20 protein-coding genes are annotated in these 21,031 nt (G+C 63.2%); 12 read left to right on the forward strand and 8 right to left on the reverse strand.

All coding sequences use genetic code 11. The features are described from left to right. Window positions 1-269: 269 nt before the first annotated feature. On the forward strand, window positions 270-818 hold the full coding sequence (locus WBK23_RS16615; RefSeq protein ID WP_424485039.1) for a hypothetical protein: 549 nt from the start codon (window positions 270-272) through the stop codon (window positions 816-818). A 147-nt stretch (window positions 819-965) separates the two neighbouring features. On the opposite strand, the gene WBK23_RS16620 is transcribed toward WBK23_RS16615, so the two are convergent. From WBK23_RS16620 to WBK23_RS16645, 6 genes are all read right to left on the reverse strand, one after another. Then, on the reverse strand, window positions 966-2,042 hold the full coding sequence (locus WBK23_RS16620; protein WP_424485040.1) for a polyamine ABC transporter substrate-binding protein: 1,077 nt from the start codon (window positions 2,040-2,042) through the stop codon (window positions 966-968). A 76-nt stretch (window positions 2,043-2,118) separates the two neighbouring features. Continuing rightward, the gene (locus tag WBK23_RS16625) at window positions 2,119-2,460 is read right to left on the reverse strand and encodes a cupin domain-containing protein (RefSeq protein ID WP_424485041.1); all 342 of its coding nucleotides are present in this window, start codon (window positions 2,458-2,460) and stop codon (window positions 2,119-2,121) included. 11 nt (window positions 2,461-2,471) lie between these two features. Beyond that, window positions 2,472-3,878 carry an NAD(P)/FAD-dependent oxidoreductase gene (locus WBK23_RS16630; protein WP_424485042.1) on the reverse strand — a complete coding sequence of 469 codons (1,407 nt, stop codon included), beginning with the start codon at window positions 3,876-3,878 and terminating at the stop codon, window positions 2,472-2,474. 49 nt (window positions 3,879-3,927) lie between these two features. After that, window positions 3,928-4,749: a helix-turn-helix domain-containing protein gene (locus WBK23_RS16635; RefSeq protein ID WP_424485043.1), complete on the reverse strand. Its 822-nt coding sequence runs from the start codon at window positions 4,747-4,749 to the stop codon at window positions 3,928-3,930. A gap of 66 nt (window positions 4,750-4,815) precedes the next feature. Further along, window positions 4,816-6,156, reverse strand: a complete 1,341-nt coding sequence (locus tag WBK23_RS16640; RefSeq protein ID WP_424485044.1) for a DUF3422 family protein — start codon at window positions 6,154-6,156, stop codon at window positions 4,816-4,818. A 91-nt stretch (window positions 6,157-6,247) separates the two neighbouring features. Continuing rightward, window positions 6,248-6,643 (reverse strand): YkgJ family cysteine cluster protein, encoded by a 396-nt coding sequence (locus WBK23_RS16645; protein WP_160014837.1) that lies wholly within the window; start codon window positions 6,641-6,643, stop codon window positions 6,248-6,250. Between the two features lie 509 nt (window positions 6,644-7,152). Here WBK23_RS16645 and WBK23_RS16650 point away from each other — a divergent pair. The 7 genes from WBK23_RS16650 to WBK23_RS16680 all read left to right on the forward strand — a co-directional run bounded on the left by WBK23_RS16650 (window position 7,153) and on the right by WBK23_RS16680 (window position 16,558). Further along, a complete protein-coding gene (locus WBK23_RS16650; RefSeq protein ID WP_424485045.1) occupies window positions 7,153-10,725 on the forward strand; it encodes a DUF2339 domain-containing protein in 3,573 nt (1,190 codons plus the stop codon). Further along, window positions 10,722-12,095 (forward strand): DUF3999 domain-containing protein, encoded by a 1,374-nt coding sequence (locus WBK23_RS16655; RefSeq protein ID WP_424485046.1) that lies wholly within the window; start codon window positions 10,722-10,724, stop codon window positions 12,093-12,095. Before WBK23_RS16650 ends, WBK23_RS16655 begins: the two co-directional genes overlap by 4 nt. A gap of 214 nt (window positions 12,096-12,309) precedes the next feature. Then, the gene (locus WBK23_RS16660; protein ID WP_424485246.1) at window positions 12,310-13,953 is read left to right on the forward strand and encodes a histidine kinase N-terminal 7TM domain-containing diguanylate cyclase; all 1,644 of its coding nucleotides are present in this window, start codon (window positions 12,310-12,312) and stop codon (window positions 13,951-13,953) included. Window positions 13,954-14,058: 105 nt separating this feature from the next. Then, window positions 14,059-15,066 (forward strand): class 1 fructose-bisphosphatase, encoded by a 1,008-nt coding sequence (locus WBK23_RS16665; protein WP_424485047.1) that lies wholly within the window; start codon window positions 14,059-14,061, stop codon window positions 15,064-15,066. Between the two features lie 3 nt (window positions 15,067-15,069). Then, a complete protein-coding gene (locus WBK23_RS16670) occupies window positions 15,070-15,672 on the forward strand; it encodes a DUF924 family protein (protein WP_424485048.1) in 603 nt (200 codons plus the stop codon). A gap of 68 nt (window positions 15,673-15,740) precedes the next feature. Continuing rightward, on the forward strand, window positions 15,741-15,995 hold the full coding sequence (gene bamE, locus WBK23_RS16675; RefSeq protein WP_424485049.1) for an outer membrane protein assembly factor BamE domain-containing protein: 255 nt from the start codon (window positions 15,741-15,743) through the stop codon (window positions 15,993-15,995). Further along, on the forward strand, window positions 15,995-16,558 hold the full coding sequence (locus tag WBK23_RS16680; protein WP_424485247.1) for a lipocalin family protein: 564 nt from the start codon (window positions 15,995-15,997) through the stop codon (window positions 16,556-16,558). Before bamE ends, WBK23_RS16680 begins: the two co-directional genes overlap by 1 nt. Window positions 16,559-16,561: 3 nt before the next feature. Here WBK23_RS16680 and WBK23_RS16685 read toward each other — a convergent pair whose 3' ends face one another. Beyond that, the gene (locus tag WBK23_RS16685) at window positions 16,562-17,008 is read right to left on the reverse strand and encodes a DUF2141 domain-containing protein (protein WP_424485050.1); all 447 of its coding nucleotides are present in this window, start codon (window positions 17,006-17,008) and stop codon (window positions 16,562-16,564) included. A 31-nt stretch (window positions 17,009-17,039) separates the two neighbouring features. On the opposite strand from WBK23_RS16685, the gene WBK23_RS16690 reads away from it, so the two are divergent. The 4 genes from WBK23_RS16690 to WBK23_RS16705 all read left to right on the forward strand — a co-directional run bounded on the left by WBK23_RS16690 (window position 17,040) and on the right by WBK23_RS16705 (window position 20,695). Next, a complete protein-coding gene (locus WBK23_RS16690; RefSeq protein ID WP_424485051.1) occupies window positions 17,040-17,957 on the forward strand; it encodes a dialkylrecorsinol condensing enzyme in 918 nt (305 codons plus the stop codon). 163 nt (window positions 17,958-18,120) lie between these two features. Continuing rightward, a complete protein-coding gene (locus WBK23_RS16695; protein WP_424485052.1) occupies window positions 18,121-19,287 on the forward strand; it encodes a beta-ketoacyl-ACP synthase III in 1,167 nt (388 codons plus the stop codon). After that, a complete protein-coding gene (locus tag WBK23_RS16700) occupies window positions 19,284-19,691 on the forward strand; it encodes a hypothetical protein (protein ID WP_424485053.1) in 408 nt (135 codons plus the stop codon). Before WBK23_RS16695 ends, WBK23_RS16700 begins: the two co-directional genes overlap by 4 nt. Further along, window positions 19,688-20,695 carry a BtrH N-terminal domain-containing protein gene (locus tag WBK23_RS16705; RefSeq protein WP_424485054.1) on the forward strand — a complete coding sequence of 336 codons (1,008 nt, stop codon included), beginning with the start codon at window positions 19,688-19,690 and terminating at the stop codon, window positions 20,693-20,695. The genes WBK23_RS16700 and WBK23_RS16705 overlap by 4 nt, the downstream gene beginning before the upstream one ends. A gap of 74 nt (window positions 20,696-20,769) precedes the next feature. Here WBK23_RS16705 and WBK23_RS16710 read toward each other — a convergent pair whose 3' ends face one another. Then, entirely contained in the window at window positions 20,770-20,961 is a 192-nt protein-coding gene (locus tag WBK23_RS16710; protein ID WP_424485055.1) for a PLDc N-terminal domain-containing protein, read from the reverse strand. Window positions 20,962-21,031: the final 70 nt, after the last annotated feature.

The raw sequence follows: 21,031 nt of genomic DNA on the forward strand, positions 1-21,031 counted from the left end.
TGCTTTGCTTTGCTTTGCTTTGCTTTGCTTTGCTTTGCTTTGCTTTGCTTTGCTTTGCTTTGCTTTGCTTTGCTTTGCTTTGCTTTGCTTTGCTTTGCTTTGCTTTGCTTTGCTTTGCTTTGCTGAAAGCTTTCGTGGAGGAATAAGTCAGATATGCTTAGAGTGGGGTTGCTTTTCTGGATTGTCAGCTTTATGTGGTGTCACGTGGCGATAGTTGTCAAATGATATTTGGAGTATAAATAAATCAAGCGTATATAAAGAGGGTTCTTGTGATTCGAGTTTTTAATTTTTCTGTTTTGGTTGCTATTTCTTTGGCTCTGGGTGCTTGCTCTGGGTTTAACTACAAGGATTATCAGGGGCAGATTGATCCTGCAGTTATAAAGCCCTATGACCTTTCAGGAAGAACCCCTGGCGCCCCGATTATTTATTTTGATACCACCACATACCGTGATCTCGGCGTTCCATTCCACCGCCTGTTGCTGGCCACGCACGTCGATGACCAACATCTTGCTGGCGCTGGGCGGGGCGAATTTTATGATTTTAGTGGCTATCAGGCGGTAAAGGTTACGCCGGGTAAGCACAGTTTACAGTGGTGTTGGGTTTCCAAAAATTCATTGGGAACCGGTGGCGGGACCTGTAGTTTTCGAGCCGGCGATGTCGAGTTCAAGGCTGGGCAGCGTTACTTGGTGACCTGGAACACATCAGGAATGACCCGAGGTCATAACAGCTACATTGTTATCCACTCGAAGATTCAGAATTTTGATACTCAAGAAGTAATCTTTAGTGGCGATTCGCAGTCAGAGGGGCAAGGCAACTAGTCAGCAGCTTGAGGAGGGTAAGCCATGATTACTGCTCTTCTCCTGACGTAACACCAGCCCACCGCAGCTAAAAAAAGCCCCCGCCGGCGAGAGCCTGCGGGGGCTTTTTTATTGCCTGTAAAGTGGGTTTAGCGGCTTGCGGGTGGCTTAGATCCCGCTTTTGACCTTGCTCCAGATGCGCGTGCGCACGCGGTCGATCTGCAGGGGCATGGCTTCCAGGGCGTAGAGGTTGTCCATCGTGTCTTGCGGTGGGTAAACGGTGGCGTCGGCCTTCAGCTTGGGGTCGATCAGGGCGTCGGCGGCGCTGTTGCCGTTGGCGTATTGCACATAGTTGCTGATGCCGGCCATCACCTCGGGTTGCAGCAGGTAGTTCATAAAGGCGTAGCTGGCGGTGTCGTTGCTGCTGTCCGCCGGCATGGCCACCATGTCGAACCAGATCGACGTGCCTTGCTTGGGAATCACGTAGTCGATGTTGATGCCGTTACCGGTTTCGGCGGCGCGTATGCCGGCTTGCATGATGTCGCCGGGGAAGCCCACGGCCAGGCAGATATCGCCATTGGCCAGGTCGCCGACGTACTTGGACGAGTGGAAGTAGCGCACGTTCTTGCGCATTTCCAGCAGCAGCGCTTCGGCCTGCTTGTAGTCGTCGAGTTTCTGGCTGTGGTGCGGCAACCCGAGGTAGTGCAGGGCAATCGGCAGCAGCTCTGGGCCATTATCGAGAATCGCCACGCCGCACTGGCTCAGCTTGGCCATGTGCTCGGGTTTGAACAGTAGGTCCCAGGAATCGAGCGCAACATCCTTGCCGAGTACTTCGCGCACCTTGTCGACGTTGTAGCCGATGCCGGTGCTGCCCCACAGGTAGGGGAAGCCGTACTGGTTGCCGGGATCGTTGGTTTCCAGGGTTTTCAGCAGGATCGGGTTGAGGTTCTTCCAGCCTGGCAGGCGGCTCTTGTCGAGCTTCTTCAGCGCACCGCCCTGAATCTGTCGCGCCATGTAGTGGTTAGAGGGGAAGACCACGTCATAGCCCGAGCGCCCGGCCATCAGCTTGGCGTCGAGGGTTTCGTTGCTGTCGTAAACGTCATAGTGGCTTTGCATGCCACTGCTTTGCTCGAACTGCTTGAGGGTGTCGGGGGCGATGTAATCAGTCCAGTTGTAGATGCGCACGGTTTCCGCGGCCTGGCTGACGCTGCTGAGCAGTAGCAGGGGAAGCAGTTTCTTCAGCATGGAAATACCTCATCGTTTTTTGTTGGTGTTGTCGAAGTGGCAGTTAAAACGGGGTGGATGGCCTGCGTTGGAGCGGTTACTTGAGCAGCACAAAGCTCTTGCGCACGGTTTCCTCGATGTCCCAGATGCCGAAGGTATTGGCGGGCATCAGCAGCGCATCGCCGGCCTGGATCTGCATGGGCTCGCCGCCATCCGGAGTGAAGGTGCAGCGCCCGGCGATAAAGTGGCAGAACTCCTGCTGGGCGATCTGCCGCCGCCAGCGCCCCGGCGTGCATTCCCAAATCCCGGCGGCGACGCCGTCGGCGTGTTCGATGCCGTGGCTGCGGGTGATCGCGACTGGTTCGCTGAGCGGCACGGCGACCGGGCTGATATCCGCCAGGGACAGTTGGGCGGTGTTCTTGAAGTGTTGGATGCTCATCACTCTCTCCGTTAATGCATGAATTTTTCCAGGGTGCCGGCCAGGCCGCTGGCCAGCTGGCGTCGCCACGGCGCGCTGTGGGGATTGGCCAGCACACGGTCTTCGTGCACGAAGCTCTGGATAATTGCGTTGTAGCCGAGCCAGCGCAGCGGCTCCGGCTCCCAGCGCGGCAGGCGGCTGAGCGGCTGGTCGCCCAGCACCCAGGGTTGCCGGGTCAACTCGCTCTGCTGGCCAAGAATCAGGTCGGCCAGGGTGCGCCCGCCGAGGTTGCTCGCGCCCACGCCTTCGCCGCCGTAACCGCCGGACAGGGCGATGCCGTTGCTGCGGTCCACCAGCATGTGTGGGCGAAAGCGCCGCGCCATGCCCAGGTTGCCGCCCCAGGCATGGCTGATGCGCGCCTGCTTGAGCTGCGGGAACAGTTCGCCGAACAGGTAACGGCGCAGGTCGCGCTCGTCTTCGTTGAGGTTGAAGTCGGTGCGCAACTGGCCACCAAAGCGGTAGCCGCCACGGGCACCGAAGATCAGCCGGTTATCGGCGCTGCGCTGGCCGTAGGTGACCTGGCGGCTGTTTTCGCTGAAGGCCTGGCCGCGCTCCAGGCCGATGTCGGCCCAGATTTCCTTGGACAGCGGCTCGGTGGCCACCAGCAGGCTTTGTACCGGTAATTGATATTTGCCCAGGGGTGGCAGGCTGGCGGCATAGCCTTCCACGGCCGGGACGATCCAGTCGGCGCGCACGCTGCCGGTGGCGGTGCGCACCTGGCCGGTTTGCCAGTCGGTCACCCGGCTCTGTTCATACAGCTCGACGCCCATGGCCTGAACGCAGCGCGCCAGGCCGCGCACCAGCTTGGCCGGTTGGATGGTGGCGCAGTGCGGCGTGTAGATCGCGCCGTAGGCATTGGCCAGTTGCAATTGCTTGCCGAGGTCGAAGGGCGTCAGCCAGCGGTAATCCGTTTCATCCAGACCCAGGGCATGCAGGGCGGTCAGTTGCTCGCGCAGGCTGGCCAGTTGCTCGGGATAGCGCGCGGCGCAGTAGAGCACGCCGGCCTTGCGGTAATCGCAGGCGATCTGCTCGCGCTGCAGCACGCTGGCGACCTCATCGGGAATCCCGTGCAGCACCTGGAAGGCGGCATGCCGTTGCGCACTGGGCTGGTCGGCCAGCATGGCAGCTTCGCCGAGCATGCCACCCATCAGCCAGCCGCCATTGCGCCCGGAGGCACCGAAGCCGGCGATTTCGCCTTCGAGGATGACGATGCGCAGCTGCGGGGCCTGGCGCTTGAGGTAATAGGCGGTCCACAGGCCGGTGTAGCCGGCACCGATGATGGCCACATCGGCGTGCAGGTCTTCGCTCAGCGCCGGGCGGGCGGCCAGCGGTTCGTCCAGCTGGTCCATCCACAGGCTGAGGGAGCGCCATGGGCTCATCGTCGATCTCCGGCAAGTCAATAACTCTGCGCAGAGACTAGGAGGTCGATCAGGGCTTGTCTTGTGTGCGTGCCCGCAAGGAAATTTGCTTGAGGTAGGCCTTGGGCGACAAACCGGTATGGCGGCGGAAGCAGCTGTAGAACGCTGAGAGCGAGTTGAAGCCGGCGGCGAAGGCCAGGTCATCCATGCGCTGCAGGTCGTTACCGGCGTCCAGCCCCGCGAGCAGGTGCTGCAGGCGCTTGTGGTTGATATAGCGATAGAAGCTCTGGCCGAGCACTTGATTGAGCAGATGGGAGATCTGATTGCGGCTGTAACCGGTGGTCGCGGCGACCTGTTGCAGGCTGAGCTGCGGGTCGAGGTAGGCCTGGGCGCGCTGCATGTACTCTTCCAGATCCTGCGCCAACAGGCCGAGCTGGCGGGCACTGAGGCCGAGGCGGCTAAGGGCCGGGCGTGAATCACTGGCGGAGGATTGCTCGCGCTCCTCGCGCATCAGCGTGGCGTATTCATGGATGCGCCAGATCAGGCCATCGCGCACGGTAATCGCCTCGCCCGTGCGAAACGCCAGCAGGCCGCCGCTGCCCTGCAGACTGATGCGGTACTGGATAAACGCGGTATGGCCGTCAATGCGGATGCGGTCGGTGTGCTCCAGCGCCTCGCCGGGTTGGCGCGGCAGGTTGTTGCGCACGTAGTCGCGCAGCTCGGCAAAGCCCATGCAGCGCTGCTGGAAGAAGTCGTGGTACTGGATATCCGGGTGGTACAGCGCCATCACCGCGTCGAGGTCGCGGTCTTTCCAGCTGTAGTGATAACGCAGCACCGCGGCGCGGGTGCGCTCGGTCTGTGCGGCATCATCGGCGAAGGCGTCGGCCTGCATAAGCGTCTCGAACGGGTTGATGGCGTCGAGAGTGCCCGATGGCGCAGGCCGACTCAATGCCGGCGGTCAGTCGTGCGCGCCGGGCAGGTGCAGGCGTTGCTTGAGCCGGCGCATGCCCAGCCACACCGCGGTCACGCACAGTGGCACGGCGATGCCGGTGGCCAGGGCGCTGCTGTCGATCAGGCCGAGGGCCTTGGCCGATTCCGCCAGGTATTTGCACAGGCCGATCAGGTAATAGCTGATGGCCGCCACCGACAGGCCTTCCACCGTCTGTTGCAGGCGCAGCTGGATATGGCTGCGTTTGTCCATGGCCAGCATCAGCTGCTGGTTCTGGGTTTCGATGGTCAGGTCGATCCGCGTGCGCAGCAGTTCGCTGGCGCGGTCGATGCGCCGCGCCAGGTCGCTCAGGCCCTGCTCGGCGGCCTCGCTGGTGCGCCAGGCCGGGGTCAGGCGGCGCTGGAGGAATTCGCTGAAGGTCTGCAGGCCGGTGCACTCCTGCTCACGCAGCTCGCCCAGACGATTGATGATCAGCTCGTGATAGGCGCGGCTGGCGGAGAAACGGAAGTTGTGCGCGGCGATCAGTTGCTCGACCCGCGCCGCCAGGCTGCCCAGCTCACCGAGCAGGCGGCGCTCGTCGCCCAGATCGCGGATCTGGTTGATCTGCTGGATGGCGGCGGCCAGCTGCTGCTCCATCGCCTTGATCTGCGGGGCGATGGCCTTGGCTTGCGGCAGCGCCAACAGCAGCATCATGCGGTAGGTTTCCATCTCCAGCAGGGTGCGCACCAGGCGGCCGGTCTGGCAGGGGTTGAGGCCGTGGTTGTGGATCAGCAGGCGGCCGCTGCCGTCGCTGTGGATGCGGTAGGCGCTCCACAGGCGCGCCAGGCCGTCGCCGACCTGGGAGCTGATCAGGCGCTGGCCCTCGAAGTGCACGCGCATCTCGTCCGGGCTGGGCGTGGTGGCCGGGGCGGCGATGATTTCCAGGTGGTTGCAGCTGATCAACTGCCCCGGCAGTTGCCGTAGCCAGTGTTCCGGCAGCAGGGCCAGGGCGTCCTGGCTAAAGGGCTGGCCTTGCAGCTGCTGGCTGATCAGGGTGTAGGTGGAGAACTCGGTGTGGCGTTCCCAGCGCAGCTCGAAGCCGCCGAAGTCCTGGTAGTAGCAGGACGATTCGGCGGGCGGCGGCAGTACCGCATGGCGCTCGCACAGGCGCAGCAGGTGCTGGTACTCGGCCGTGGGTTGTTGCGCCGTGGGCAGCAACACCAGCTGCACCAGCCGGGTTGGCGTGGGCAGTACCGGGAAGGGCCGGGTATGCAGTTCGTTGAACAGCGCCTCGCGTTCCGGGTGGAAGCGCAGGCCATGCTGGCTGGGGCTGAGTAGGCTGAGTGGGCTGAGTGAAACGGGCGAATTCATGCGCGACTGTCTTGTGCGGCTGACCTGACCGGCCAGTCTAACCAGAGTCGCGCGCGCCTTGCATGTGTCGCATTGCCGCGACCCGGTTGGCTCAGTTCTTCGGCTTGTAGGCGCAATAGCCTGGGCGCGGGCCGATTTTCGGGTGGTTGCGACAGGTGTCCGGACGCTTGTCGTAGATGGTGCACAGACGGGTCTTGCGATCGAGGTAGTAGCAGTCGTTATTGCTCATGCGGGTCAGGGTGAAGATGCCCGACTTCTGATGGAAGCGTTCGACGATGCCGTCTTTTTGCAGGCGTTTGGCGATGTTCTTCAGCGGCTCGCTGCGTTCGAATTCGTCGACCACGCCGATCCGGATCAGGTCGTTCAGACGCGCCTCGACCGGCAGCGTGCAGCAGCTGGACATGCAGCTGTGGCACATATCGGCGGTGTACTTGGCCCAGGTTTCCAGGCGGTCGAGTTCGGCGGCGGCAATCAGGTTGTTTTTCATCGGAGTTAGGGTCTGTTTCCGTTTCGTTCGCGGCCACGCCGGAGCCAGTTTTAGCGCGAGGCAAGGCGCGAGACGCGAAGTTTGGTGTTCCAAATGAGTGTCGAGAAACGCAGCATCGCGCTAAAACTGGCCCGGCCCTTCGGGTTGCGCGCAAAATCTCGCCATGCGGTGTTGGAGGACTTGGCAAGGGAACAACCATTACCTGCGTCCTCCGCCTAGCCTGGCGAGACTTTGCGCAGCAACGTGGTTCGCGACGAAACGGGAACAGACCCTCGCATGCATCAGTTGTGCGGCGCGCGATGATAGCGGCCTTGGGGGATTTGTGGATGACTATCTGCCGGCTGGTCGTATTTCCCCCGATTTACCTGGGGAAAATCTTTATGTGTCTGTGATCGGGGCGGCATTCGTCTACCTGGGTATGCACGGGGCAGGCTCCTATACTGCTGCGCAGTTTGCGCCGGGTGCTGGGCAACAGGATGTTCGGGTTTAGCTGAATAGGAACGCGCTGCATGCAATGGATCTTCATGCTGGTGGGCTTGGTGCTCGGGGCGTTGGCGGATGAGACGCTGACGGCCGCGCTGTTGGGTGCCTTGGTGGGTCTGGGCCTTGGCCAGGCGCTCAAATTGCAGGGGCTGGAGCGCGAGAATGCCGCGCTGACGGCTCAGCTCAAGGCCTTCTCCCAGCGCTTCGAGCAGGGTACGGCGGCGCTGTATGAGCGTTTGCTCACGTTGGAGCAGGGCGCAACGTCCGCCCCCGAGGCACCGTCAATGGCGGATGCGGTCAGCCCGGTCGCCGAGCCGGTGGCTGCGCCAGTCGTCAGTGCCCAGGCGGCCGAACCTGAGCTGGACTGGACCCTGGATTTTGTTCTGCCCGAACCTGCGCCCGCGCCGGTCGCCGCCATGCAGGCCGCGCCGATCACACCGCCGCCCGCTGCGCCGCGCAAGCCTGCCGCCCCGCGCGAACCGACGCTGATCGAGCGCGGCTTCAGTGCCGCGAAAAACTGGCTGCTGGGCGGCAACACGGTGCTGCGTGTCGGCGTGGTGCTGCTGTTCCTCGGCCTGGCGTTCCTTCTGCGCTATGCCACCGAAGGCATGGTGGTGCCGGTTGAGATGCGCTACGCCAGCGTGGCCGCCAGTGCGGTGGCCTTGCTGGGGCTGGGCTGGTGGTTGCGTCTGCGCAACCCGAGCTACGCGCTGATGCTGCAAGGCACCGGGATCGCCGTGCTGTACCTGACGGTGTTCGCCGCCATGCGCCTGCATCCGCTGCTCGACGCCGGCGTGGCGCTGGGCCTGCTGGTGCTGGTCACGCTGTTTTCGGCGATTCTGGCGGTCAAGCAGAATGCCTTGGGCCTGGCTGCCGCCGCGGCCCTGGGCGGTTTTGCCGCGCCGATCCTGACCTCGACTGGTAGCGGCAACCATGTGGCGCTGTTCAGCTACTTCGCCCTGCTCAACGCCGGGATCTTCGCCATTGCCTGGTTCAAGGCCTGGCGCTTGCTCAACCTGATCGGTTTCGTCGGCACCTTCGGCATCGGGTTCGCCTGGGGCATTCGCTCCTACAAGCCGGAGCTGCTGTGGAGCACCGAGCCGTTCCTGATTCTGTTCTTCCTGATGTACGTGGCGATCGGCCTGCTGTTTGCCCGGCGCAAGCTGCGCGAAGCCCTGGATGCGCCCGAGGATCGCGATGCGCTGCTGCTGTGGGCCGCACGCAAGGGCGACTATATCGACGCCACCGTGCTGTTCGGCCCGCCGCTGGTGGGCTTTGGCCTGCAGTTCGCGCTGGTGCAGCACATCGAGTTTGCCGCGGCCTTCAGTGCACTGGCGCTGGGGCTGTTCTATATGGTGCTGGCGCGGCTGCTGGTTAGCCGTACCGGTGATCGTGCCGCGCTGCTGGTGGAAACCTGCCTGGCGCTGGGCGTGGTGTTTGCCAGCCTGGCGATTCCCCTGGGCCTGGATGTGCGCTGGACTTCGGCGGCCTGGGCGGTCGAGGGCGCGGGCATCTACTGGCTCGGCTTGCGTCAGCAGCGCGGACTGGCGCGGGCGTTTGCCTTGTTGCTGCAGTTCGGCGCGGCGCTGGCCTTTGTCAGCGGCTTGCAGGGCGGCTTTCAAACCCTGCTGGACGGTGCGCCGCTGGGCGCGCTGATGCTCGGTGTGGCCTTGCTGTTCAGCTACTGGCAATTGCGCCAGAACATGGCGCTGGCCAGTCGTTGGGAAGTGCGTGGTCTGCCGGTGCTGGCCTGTGGCGGCCTGGCTTTTGTCTATCTGCTTGCACCGCTGCTGTTCGACGCTCAGGGCACGGCGATCAGTTGGGCGCTGGCTGGTTTGCTGACCCTGCTGATGGGCCTGCGTCTGCAATCACGCGCCTTCCTGTTCAGCGCTTTCGCTGTGCAACTGCTCGGTGGCCTGGTGTTTATGGCGCAGATGGCCGGTGATGCGGCGACTGGCGGTGGTGGTTTTTCCGCCGGCTGGCAGGGCTTGCTGACGTCCTCGCTGATCGGTTTCGGCCTGATCGCCGGGATGTTGCTGGCGGCGCGGGATCCACAGGTCAGCGCGGATCGCCGGTTGCTGCGTGGGCTGTCGCTGGTGCTGTTGGTTGGCCTGGTGTTTATCAATCTGGCGGTGCTGTTCGTCTTGCCGTGGGCCACGGCAAGCGCGGTGTGGGGTGGCAGCGGGCTGTTGATCATCTGGCTCAGCCTGCACCTGCAACAACGCGCGAGCTTCGTCTTCGGTTTGCTGCTGCAGGCGCTGGCTGGGTTGGTGTTTCTCAGCGTCAGCCCGTTGCTGTTCGGCCAGCTGGACGCAGAGGGCTTGCGCCCGCTGGCTCATGTCGATTTCTGGACGCCGCTGGTGCTGGGCATTGCCGCACTGGTCGGCGCTTGGCGCTTGCAGCAGTTGGCGCGGCGCGAAGCGCCTGGGGCATTGGGCAATTTCAGCCTGCTCGGCCTGGCGCAGTTGTTGTTGGTGTGGGGCGCGGCCTGGTGGGCGCTGGCGCTGAGCAGCGAAGTGCTGCGTTTCGTCGGCCCCGAGTGGCAGAGCGCGGCCTTGCTCGGCCTGCTCGCACTGAGCGTGGCCGTCGCCAGCTTCCTTGCGCCGCGTGCGCGCTGGCAGGAGCTGGCGCTGTTATGCAGTCTGCTGATCCCGCTGGCGGCTGTGGTGTTGCTGTATGCCTGGCACCTGCACTATCACCCGGCGGCGCAGTTCGGCTGGCTGGCCTGGGCGCTGCTGTTTGCCGTGCACTTCTGGTCGTTGCGCCGCCTGGCCGGGTTGCTGCCCGCCGGTGCCCTGAGCGCCGCGCATGTGCTGGGCTGCTGGTTGCTGCTGGGCGTGCTGGCGCTGGAGCTGCGTTACCTGTTCTTCGCCCTGTCTGAGCATTACAACGCCTGGCGCTGGCTCGGTTGGGCGCTGTTGCCGAGTGCCTACCTGTGGCTACTGTCGTTGCCGCGTAACTGGCCTTGGCCGTTGGCCGCCTATCCCCGCGAATATCGTCTGTTGGCGGCAGCGCCGCTGGCCGTGCTGATGCTCGGCTGGTTCTGGCTGGCCAACGTGATGAGCGCTGGCGACGCCGAACCGCTGGCCTATCTGCCGCTGCTCAATCCACTGGAACTGGGGCTGCTGTTTGCTCTGGGCGCGGCGTATGCCTGGTCGCGCGCGGCCCTGGCCGAGCAGGGCCTGGATGGCCAGCGCAGCCAGTGGCTGACGCACGCGCTGGCCGGTGCCTCGCTGTTTGCCTTGTTGACCGCGATGGTGATGCGCACCGCTCATCATTGGGGCGGCGTGCCGTATCAGCTGGATGCGTTACTCGACTCGATGCTGGTGCAGGCCGGTCTATCGATCGTCTGGACGCTGATTGCCCTGCCGCTGATGGTGCTCGGCAACCGCCGTGGCCGGCGCGAGTTGTGGCTGGTTGGTGCTGCCTTGATCGCCCTGGTGGTGGCCAAGCTGTTCTTTATCGAATTGGGTAATCGCGGTGGCCTGGAGCGTATCGTGTCGTTTATTGGAGTGGGCGTGTTGCTGCTGGTCGTCGGTTATTTCGCCCCACTGCCGCCGCGCAAGGCCGAGGCGGATCAGCCGCAGGAGCAGGTATGAAGATGATCAAATCGCGTTACGCGGCCTGGGGCGTGCTCGCCGGCCTGTTGCTTAGCCCGCTGGTACTGGCGCAAGAACAGCTGGATGACTACGCGCAGCAACTACCTCTGACTCTCTCGGGCGAGGGGCCTTGGTATCGCCTGGACGTGCCCATGGCGCTGCATTTCGCCGCGCGCTATGGCGACTTGCGTGACCTGCGGGTGTTCAATGCCGAGGGTCAGGCGCTGGCCTATGCCCTGGTGGCGGGGCACAGCGAGTCCCGCGATAGTCAGCAGGAACAGGCGGTGAAATGGTTTCCGCTGTATGCCGAAGCGGGCGACAGCGCCGGCACCCCGAGCCTGCGGGTGCAGCGCAGCACTGGCGGTACCCTGATCGAGCTGCTGGATGAGCAGCCGGACGCGGCGCAAAAACCGGCGCAACTGCGTGGCTGGTTGCTCGATGCCAGTGGTATCGACGCCGCCCTGGTGCGTTTGAGCCTGGATTGGACCGGCGGTGAAGAGGGTTTTCAGCGCTTCAGCATCGAGGCCAGTGATGACCTGCAAGACTGGCAGCCCTGGGGCACCGGGCAGTTGGCGCGGTTGTCGTTTGGCGGCGAGCGTATCGATCAGCAGCAGGTCGAGCTGCCGGGGCACAAGGCGCGCTACCTGCGTCTGCTCTGGCTGAGTCCGCAACAGGCCCCGCAACTGAGCAGCGCCACCTTGCGCAGCCAGCGCAGCGACAGTGCGCCTGCGCCGCTGGTGTGGTCGCAGCCGCTGACGGCGGTGCGCAGCCCGGATGGCGAATATCAGTGGCAATTGCCGCTGGCCTTGCCACTGGAGCGGCTCAAGGTCGAGCTCACCCAGGCCAACAGCCTGGCGCCGATTCGCGTCAGCGCTCGCAGCGAAGGCAAGGGCCCCTGGCAGCCGCTGGCGCAGGGCTTGCTCTATCGCCTGCCGGAGAACGGTGTGGAGATTCGCCAGGATGAGCTGCAGCTGCCCGGCTGGCCGGCGCAGCAGCTGCGCTTGCAGGTCGATGAGCGCGGCGGCGGCCTGGGTAGCACGCCGCCGCAGATCCAGGTGGCGGTGCGTGCTAGCCAATTGGTGTTCCTGCAGCGCGGCAATCCACCGTATCGCTTGGCTTTGGGGCGAGCCGGCGCGCAATCGGCAGCCTTGCCCCTGGCGACCTTGATTCCCGGCTACCAGCCTGCGCGCTTATCGCAGCTGGGCCTGGCCGAGGTGCAGTTGCCGACGGAGCAAGCCGCTGCGCAAGCGACACCCGCGACCGCGCGGGGCGACTGGAAGCGCTGGGGATTGTGGGCGGTGTTGCTGCTGGGTGTGGGTTTGCTGGCACTGATGGCGGTCAGCCTGCTGCGTCGGCCGAGCGCTGAGTAAGCGCTATTGGCGGCTGCGCAGCATAAATAAAGCCCAGCTGCCTAACGATTTTTGCGGTATGGTCGGCATCTTGAATTGATCGACGTTTGAGGTCAGGAAGGCCCTTGCGTATCCCTATTTCGACCCGCCAGCAGGCAGTTTCCGCAACTTCGGCATGTTTGGCAGCCCCGTTCTGCCGGCGTATCCAGCCTTTGTCTATTGCAACCCGCTCCCGATGAATATGTGCGGTGATTCCGGCTGGGCGCTGAGTGCGCCGGTGGTGCTGACCGCCACCGTGTGCATCGGTGTGCTGTTGCTGGCGCGCTGGGTCACCCGGCAACGTTACTTCCCTGGGCGCGAGAGCTTTATCGTGTTGCACCTGGCCAGCCTCTGGTGGCTGATCGCCGCCAGCCTGGAAATGTCCGCACAAGGCGCTAACTGCAAGGTGTTTTGGGCGACCATGGCCTGGCCGGGGATTCTCTCGGTGCCGACCTTCTGGGCCGTATTTCTCTGGCAGTACGTCAACAGTGTGCGCCAGCCCTTGCCGTTGAACAGCACCCTGGGCCTGATCGTGGCGCCGGTGCTGATCTGGCTGATGGCCCTGAGCAATCCCTGGCATGGCCTGTTCTATGGCGCAGGTACCGCACCGCTGAGTGATGAGCTGGGGTCGCCCATTCGCTATCAGCATGGCCCGCTGTTCTACGCGGCGGCGGCTTACGTGTATCTGTTTATGACTTTCTGCATGGGTGTGGTGCTGCGCGCGGCGCTGGTCAGCCATGGCGTGCACCGCCGGCACTACCTGGCGTTTGTCTTCGTCACTGCGGTGCCCTGGGTCGCCAATATCAGCTATGTGGTATTCGGCTGGATGCTGTTTGGCTTCGACCCGACCCCTTTCAGCTTTGCCTTCACTCTGCTGGCGTTTGCCTGGCTGATCGTCGGTGTGCGCCTGTTCGACCTGCTACCTGTGGCCCGCCATCTGCTGTTGGACGCGCTGCTCGACCCGGTGCTGGTGGTCGATGCGCAGCTGCGGGTGATCGAGGCCAACCCTGCGGCCTTGAAGCTGGCCAGTTTGCGCAGTGGCTGGCAGGGTCGCCAGTTATCCGACTGGCCGATTCTGGGGGCCGATTTGCAGCAGCTGCTCAGCCGGCAGAGCCAGGATGAGCAGGAACAGCTGCTGACCTTGGCCAACTCGGCGCGCTATTTCGAGGTGCGCATCCGCGCCATCGAGCGTGTGACCCATCGCGGCACCCTGGTGCTCGGGCAGATGCTTTACCTGCGCGATGTCACCCAGCGCCATCTCAGTGAGTTGAAGCTGGCCGAGGCTCTGGCATTGAGCGAGGAGCGTCTACGCACGATTTCCAGCCTGCATGAACAGCTGCAGGAACAGGCGCTGTGCGACCCGTTGACCGGCCTGTACAACCGCCGCTACCTGGATGAGTTCTTCGCTCGCGAGCTGGCTTTGGCGCAGCGCGAGCAGTCGCCGATGTCGCTGGCGCTGATCGATCTGGATCACTTCAAGCTGCTCAATGACGAGCACGGTCACCTCGAAGGTGACGATGTGCTCAAGGGCGTGGCGCAGCACCTGCTGGAAAACCTGCGCAGCTCCGATGCGGTGTTCCGTATCGGCGGCGAGGAGTTCCTGCTGATCCTGCCGCGCGCCGATGCTCACGAGGCACGTCAGCGCCTGGAAACCATCTGCCGGGATTTGGCCGCGCATCCGCTGCCGACCCGTGGCGGTGCGCGCTACGTTACCCTGTCGGCCGGGCTGGCGCTTTGGCCCGAACAGGGGCTGGCGCTGGATGAGTTGTTGCAGGCTGCCGATGCGGCGCTCTACCGGGCCAAGCATGAAGGGCGTAATCGGGTGTGCAGCCTGGCCTGATTGCACTGGCTTTATCCTTCGCGACTCCTTCTATCCAGTGCTGAGGCGCTTTTCCCGCTAAAGGGGTAAACTGCGCGCGATTTTTCTTCCTTCCCGGAGCCATCCATGTCCCGCGTTACCCTCAGCCGCTACCTGATCGAGCAGACCCGCAGCCACAACACCCCGGCCGATCTGCGTTTCCTTATCGAAGTGGTCGCGCGGGCCTGCAAGGAAATCAGCCATCAGGTGTCCAAGGGCGCACTGGGCGGCGTGCTGGGCAGCATGGGCACCGAGAACGTGCAGGGTGAAGTTCAGAAGAAGCTCGACGTGATCTCCAACGAAATCCTGCTGGAGGCCAACGAGTGGGGCGGTCACCTGGCCGGCATGGCGTCGGAAGAAATGGACAACGCCTACCAGATCCCCGGCAAATACCCGAAAGGTGCCTACCTGCTGGTATTCGACCCGCTGGACGGCTCCAGCAACATCGACGTCAACGTCTCGGTCGGCACCATCTTCTCGGTGCTGCGCTGCCCGGATCGCAATGGCGATGAGGGTGACCTTGGCGAGGAGGCCTTCCTTCAGCCGGGCACCGAGCAGGTTGCCGCCGGTTACGCGATCTACGGCCCGCAGACCATGCTGATGCTGACTATGGGCGATGGCGTCAAGGGCTTCACCCTGGACCGCGAACTGGGCAGCTTCGTGCTCACCCACGACAACATCAAGGTGCCGGAAGCGACCAAAGAATTCGCTATCAATATGTCCAACCAGCGCCACTGGGAAGCACCGGTGCAGCGTTACGTCAGCGAGCTGCTGGCGGGCGAGACCGGGCCGCTGGGCAAGAACTACAACATGCGTTGGGTCGCCGCGATGGTCGCCGACGTACACCGCATCCTCACCCGCGGTGGTGTATTCATGTACCCGCGCGACAGCCGCGAGCCGGAGAAGCCGGGCAAGCTGCGCCTGATGTACGAAGCCAACCCGATGTCGATGATCATCGAGCAGGCCGGCGGCGTGGCCACCGACGGCACCCAGCGCATCCTCGATATCCAGCCGACCTCGCTGCACCAGCGCGTTGCGGTCTTCCTCGGTTCCAAGGAAGAAGTGCTGCGCATCAGCGCCTATCACCGCGAGTAAGCAATGAGCGCGCCCTGGCAGCCGTTGCTCGACTGGTGGTTTGGTCGCGGCGCAACGGCTGCTGAGGTGGCCGCCGCGCGCGGCAAACTGTGGTTCGGCAAGCAGGACAGTCAGGATAGCGAGGCCCGCGAGCGCTTCGCCGAACAGGTCGAGCAGGCTCTGGCCGGCGGCTTGCCGGCGTGGCAGGTCACTCCGCAGGGTTGGCTGGCAAACATTCTGCTGCTCGACCAGCTGCCCCGCATGCTGTTTCGCGATAGCCCGCAGGCCTTCTCAGGCGACGCGCTGGCCCGGAAGCTGGCCCAGCACGGCTTGGCGCAGGGCTGGGACCTTCAGCTGGCACCGATCCAGCGGGTGTTTATCTACCTGGTGCTTGAGCACGCAGAAGAGCTGGCGCTGCAAGACCAGGCCATCAGGCATTTCACTGCATTACTCGGCAGCGCTGAACCTGGCGAGCAGGCGTTATTTGCCGGTTACCTCGACTATGCCGAGCGCCATCAACGGGTAATTGCACGATTTGCCCGCTTTCCCCATCGCAACGCGATACTCGGACGCACCTCCAGCGTCGAGGAATCTGCCTTTCTGCTGGAACCTGGCTCGCGCTTCTAGCGTCCAAGCAGGCACGCTCGGTATTGCTATGCCAAGCTGGTCTTGGTTATTTCCTCAGGAGTTTCCCCATGTCTCTGCGTGTCGTCGCACTACTCGCCGGTTGCCTGCTGCTGGCTGCCTGCAACAAGGTCAGCCAGGATAATTACAGCCAGCTCAAGCCGGGTATGAGCAAGGCTGAGGTCGAGAGCCTGCTGGGCAACCCGACCGAATGCGCTGGCGCGCTGGGCATGTCCAGTTGCACCTGGGGTGATGAGCAGCGCTTTATCAGCGTTCAGTACGCCGGCGACAAGGTCATGATGTTCTCCGGCAAGGGCTTGAAGTGATGCGCCTGCTGGCGGTATTGGCCGCAGCGGCTGTGCTGGCCGGTTGCGCCAACTCCGGCACCGGTGTGGTGCCGCCGGCCACGGTCGACAAGGTGGACCTCCAGCGCTACCAGGGCACCTGGTACGAGCAGGCGCGCTTGCCGATGTTCTTCCAGCGCAACTGCGCGCAATCCGAGGCGCTCTACGAACTGCAGGACGGCGGCACGCTTGGCGTGACCAACCGCTGCCGTACCTTCGCGGGTGATATGCAGCAGGTGCAGGGCCAGGCCGTTCCGCAGGTGGCGGGCGAGACCAATAAGCTCTGGGTGCGCTTCGACAGCTGGGCCAGCGATCTGCTGCCCGGTGCAAGCAAGGGTGAGTACTGGGTGCTCTACCTGGATGAGGATTACCAGCATGCGCTGGTCGGCCACCCGAATCGCGATTACCTGTGGCTGTTGTCACGCAATCCGCAGCTCAGCGCGGCCAATCGCGACCTGTTGCTGGAGCAGGCACGCAAGCGCGGCTATGACACCGGAGAGCTGATCTGGCGGCGCACCGATGCGGAGCTCAAGTTGCTCAACTAGCGGCTAGCGTTTGGCTTTTGGGCTCTGCAGGCGGATGCGCAGCTGGGTGTCCGCCGTGCCATGCTCGAACAGGCAGTCGCGGGGCTCAGGCTTACCGTTGAGCAACGATGGATTGGCGGAAAACCCCACGGGCTCCAGCGGAATACCACGGCGACCGTGATCGAGCCGGCCATTGCCATTGCTGTCCTGAAACAGCTGGATGGCATAGCGGCCGGGTGGCAGCGCGCTCAGGCGCAGCAGGTTGCCTTCGCCCTGCAACAGGCGCAGGGGTGGCTCGGGCCAGGTGCTCCCTGCGGCCGCGACCAGCGCCAGGTGCAAGGTGCCGCTGGCCTGTATGCCTTCGACCTTGACCAGGACATCACCCGCCTGCGCCCACGAACTGACCAGTAACAGCAAAAGGCCAGTGGCGGAGCCGGCCTTCTTTACGGTTTGAATAGGTCTCTGTGGCATAATCCGGGCATTTCGCAGGAAGTGGCTGGCGATGCGTCAGGTATTGATCGTTCATTTTTCGCAAACCGGCCAGCTAGACAGGTTGGCGCAATCGGTATGCGCGCCGTTGCAGGCGCAGACTGGCGTGCAGCTGGACTTTTTGCCGCTGCAACCCGCGCAACCTTACCCCTTTCCCTGGCCGTTTCTCGACTTCTTTCGGATCTTTCCGGAAACCGTATTGATGCGCCCGCAGCCGTTGCTACCGTTGGCGGTGGATGCGAGCAAACGCTATGACCTGGTGATCCTGGCCTATCAGGTGTGGTTCCTTTCACCGTCGCAGCCGATGACCGCCTTTCTCGCCTCCCCAGAAGCGGCGCAGTTGCTCAAGGGCACCCCGGTGGTGACCCTGATCGGCTGCCGCAATATGTGGTTGATGGCTCAGGAGAAGGTTAAGAACCGGCTCACTGAACTGGGCGCGCACCTGCTGGACAATATCGCCCTGACCGACGCCTGTGGCACCGCCGCGAGCTTCCTGGCGACGCCGCTGTGGCTGTTTACCGGCCGGCAGAAGCCTTACAGCTGGGTGCCGCGCGCCGGTATTGATGAGGCGGAAATTGTCGCCGCCAGCCGTTTCGGCACAGCCATTGCGCAGCGGCTGACGGCCGATGCGCTGCCGCTCGAACATCCGATGCTGCAAGGCCTGGGCGCGGTGCGTATTGATGAAAAGCTGATCGCCAGCGAGAAGGTCGGCAATCGCAGTTTCCAGTTGTGGAGCCGTTTGCTCGCCGCGCTTGGCCCGCAGCAGAGCCGCCGCCGTGCTGCCGGGTTGGTGGTGTATATCGTCTTTCTGTTGTGCCTGATCGTCACCGTGGTGCCGCTCAGTGCCTTGCTTAAAAAATTGCTGGCACCTCTGTTCAAGGAGCGAACGCAGCGTGAGAAGGCTTACTTCGCCGGCCCGTCCGGCGAGTAACGGGAGTCTCTAAAAACTAGCTGCGTTGCCATCGCGGCGTTAAAAGCAGGCTCAAAATGCTCATTTACCGCACGTAAACTGCGCTTTTTCGCCTGCTTTCGCCTTGCGCTGACTGCCTCGCTTACGTTTTTAGAGGTGCCCTGAAGTGACCCGAGGATACCCCGTGGTACAACCTGTATTTATCAATCGCATCAGCGCTTTTCTGCCCCATGAGCCCGTCGATAACGAGCAGATGGAGGTGCGTCTGGGCCTGGTCGGCGGCAAGCCGTCGCGGGCGCGGCGGCTGGTTCTGCGCAGCAATGGCATTGTCCAGCGTCACTATGCGATCGACCCGCAGACCGGCGAGCCGAGCATGAACAATGCCCAGCTCAGCGCCGCGGCGATTCGCGGTCTGCTCAGCGCCGAGCTGCCGTTGCAGGCCATCGATTGCCTGGTGGCCAGCAGCTCCTCGCCGGATCAGGTGATGCCGGGCCATGCCGTGATGGTCCAGGGTGAGCTGGGTAATCCTCCGTGCGAGGTGGTGTCCACCGCCGGTATCTGCCTGTGCGGCATGACCGCGCTGAAATACGCCTGGATGAGCGTGGCCAGTGGTGAGAGCCACAATGCTGTGGCCTGCGGTTCAGAAGTCGCCTCCAGCCTGATGCACGCGCGCAATTTCAATGGTGAATACGAAAGCCGTGTCGAAGAGCTGGAAAGCCAGCCGGAAATTGCCTTCGAGAAAGACTTTCTGCGCTGGATGCTCTCCGACGGTGCCGGCGCGGTGCTGCTGCAGGGCCAACCCAATAGCAGTGGCCTGAGCTTGCGCATCGACTGGATCGACATCTTCTCCTTTGCCGATCAGATGCCGGCCTGCATGTACGCTGGGGCCGAGATGGAGGATGGCCAGCTGCAGGGTTGGAGCCGCTTCGACGGCGAGGAACGCAACCGTCGCTCGCTGATGGCGATCAAGCAGGACGTCAAACTGCTTAATGACAACATCGTCAAATACACCGTAGAAGAAACCCTCAAACGCATCATGGCGCGCCGCGAGCTGCATGCGGCGGACATCGACTACTTCCTGCCGCATTACTCCTCGGAGTTCTTCCGTGAGCGCCTGGCCGTGGGCCTGGCCAATGCCGATTTGCCGATCCCGCAGGAGCGCTGGTTCACCAACCTGACCAGCAAGGGCAATACCGGCGCGGCTTCGATCTTTATCATGCTGGAAGAGTTGTTCAATGGCGGCCAGCTGCGCAGCGGCCAGCGCCTGCTCTGCTACGTTCCGGAAAGCGGGCGTTTCTCCAGTGCCTTTATGCACCTGACAGTGGTCGGCCAGGACGGTAAGCAATCATGAAGCTTGATGACGTACCTCAGGACCACAGCTCCACGTACGGCGGCCATTGCAAGCTGGTCTACGCGGTGGACGCCAGCGGCCATTACCAGGGCGCGCAGAGCGACGGTTGGGAGCCGGAGGCTTTTGCCACCCAGTTGGCGGTGGCCGAGTTGCAAGAGCAGGAAGCCGAGGCCGCAGCCGCCTGGCAGCGTGGCGAGCTGTCGCCACTGAAGTGTCTGATGTATCGCTACCGCCTGGATGAACCGGCGCTCGCGCAGATCACCGGACTGTGGCAGTGGCGCATTCGCCGGCACTTTCTCCCGGCCATTTATCCGCGCTTGTCGGTCGCCATTCTGGTGCGTTACGCGGAGGCTTTCGGCCTGCCCGTCGAGCAATTGATCGCTTACCAGAAGGACCCGGTATGAGCCGTTTGCAGCAGCCTTTCCAACACCGCCAGAGCGCCCACTGCGAGAGCGGGGTGATGGCCAGCTTGCTGAGCCATGCCGGTTTGCCGATGAGCGAGCCGATGGCGTTTGGTTTGGCCTCCGGCCTGGCATTTGCCTACCTGCCGATCGTCAAACTCAGCGGTATGCCGCTGATTGCCTACCGCATGCCGCCCAAACACCTGATCAAGACCCTGAGCAAGCGCCTTGGTGCGCGCCTGCACACGCGCACCTTCGGCGATCCCGAGCAGGGCCGTCGTGAGCTGGATGCGGCGTTGGACAGTGGGCGCTTGGCCGGGCTGCAGAGCTCGGTGTTCTGGCTGCCGTACTTTCCGCCAGAGATGCGCTTTCACTTCAACGCGCACAACCTGCTGGCCTACGGCCGTGACGGCAATGACTACCTGATCAGCGACCCGGTGTTCGAAGAACCGGTGCGCTGCGCCGCCGAAGACTTGCAAAAAGCCCGTTTCGCCAAGGGCGCATTGGCGGCCAAGGGCCTGATGTACTGGCTCGATGATGTGCCGCTGGAGCAGGACTGGAACACGCTGATCCGCCAGAGCGTGCTGTCAACCACACGGATTCTCGACGGCATGCCGCTACCCTGGATCGGTATTCGCGGCATCCAGCACCTGGCCAAACAGATCGACCAGCTCGACCCGGCGCAGAGCAAATACAACCGTCTGTACCTGACCCATATCGTGCGCATGCAGGAAGAGATCGGCACCGGCGGCGCGGGTTTCCGCTTTATGTATGCGAGCTTTCTGCAGGAGGCGGGCGAGCTGATCGGCGACGCCAGCTTGCAGGAGGCATCGACTCAGCTGACGGCGATTGGTGATGACTGGCGGCAGTTCGCTTCGGCCTGTGTGCGTGCCAGCCGCAACAAGGGCGAGACGCCGAACTTCGCCCCCATCGCCGAGAACCTGCGGGCTATCGCCTTGCAGGAGCGTGGGCTGATGAAAGAGCTGGCGGCCTGGAGCAAGCGCTAAGACGCGCGTCTAGGGTGTTCGGCTCCAAACCGATCAAGCTGGGCTTGTGTGCTGCTCGTCAGTGGGGTGAAGGTTTACAGGCGACTGCTGCCGCGTGGACCGGTCAGGGCCCAGATGATTAGACCGAGCACCGGGAGGAACGAAATCAGTGCGACCCAGAGAACCTTCTTCAGGGTTTCTGCATTGCTTCTCACTACATGGATGATCGCCCAGATATCCAGGACAAAAATGGCGAAGGCGATAAGGTTGTACAAGATAGAACCCATGAAAAAACTCCGGCGTAATGGTGGGCGCTCAGGATAAGCACAATGCTGCGCTGATCCAAGAATCACCTGT

It is taken from the genome of Pseudomonas sp. (assembly GCF_049653025.1).
In the GTDB taxonomy this organism is placed as follows: domain Bacteria; phylum Pseudomonadota; class Gammaproteobacteria; order Pseudomonadales; family Pseudomonadaceae; genus Aquipseudomonas.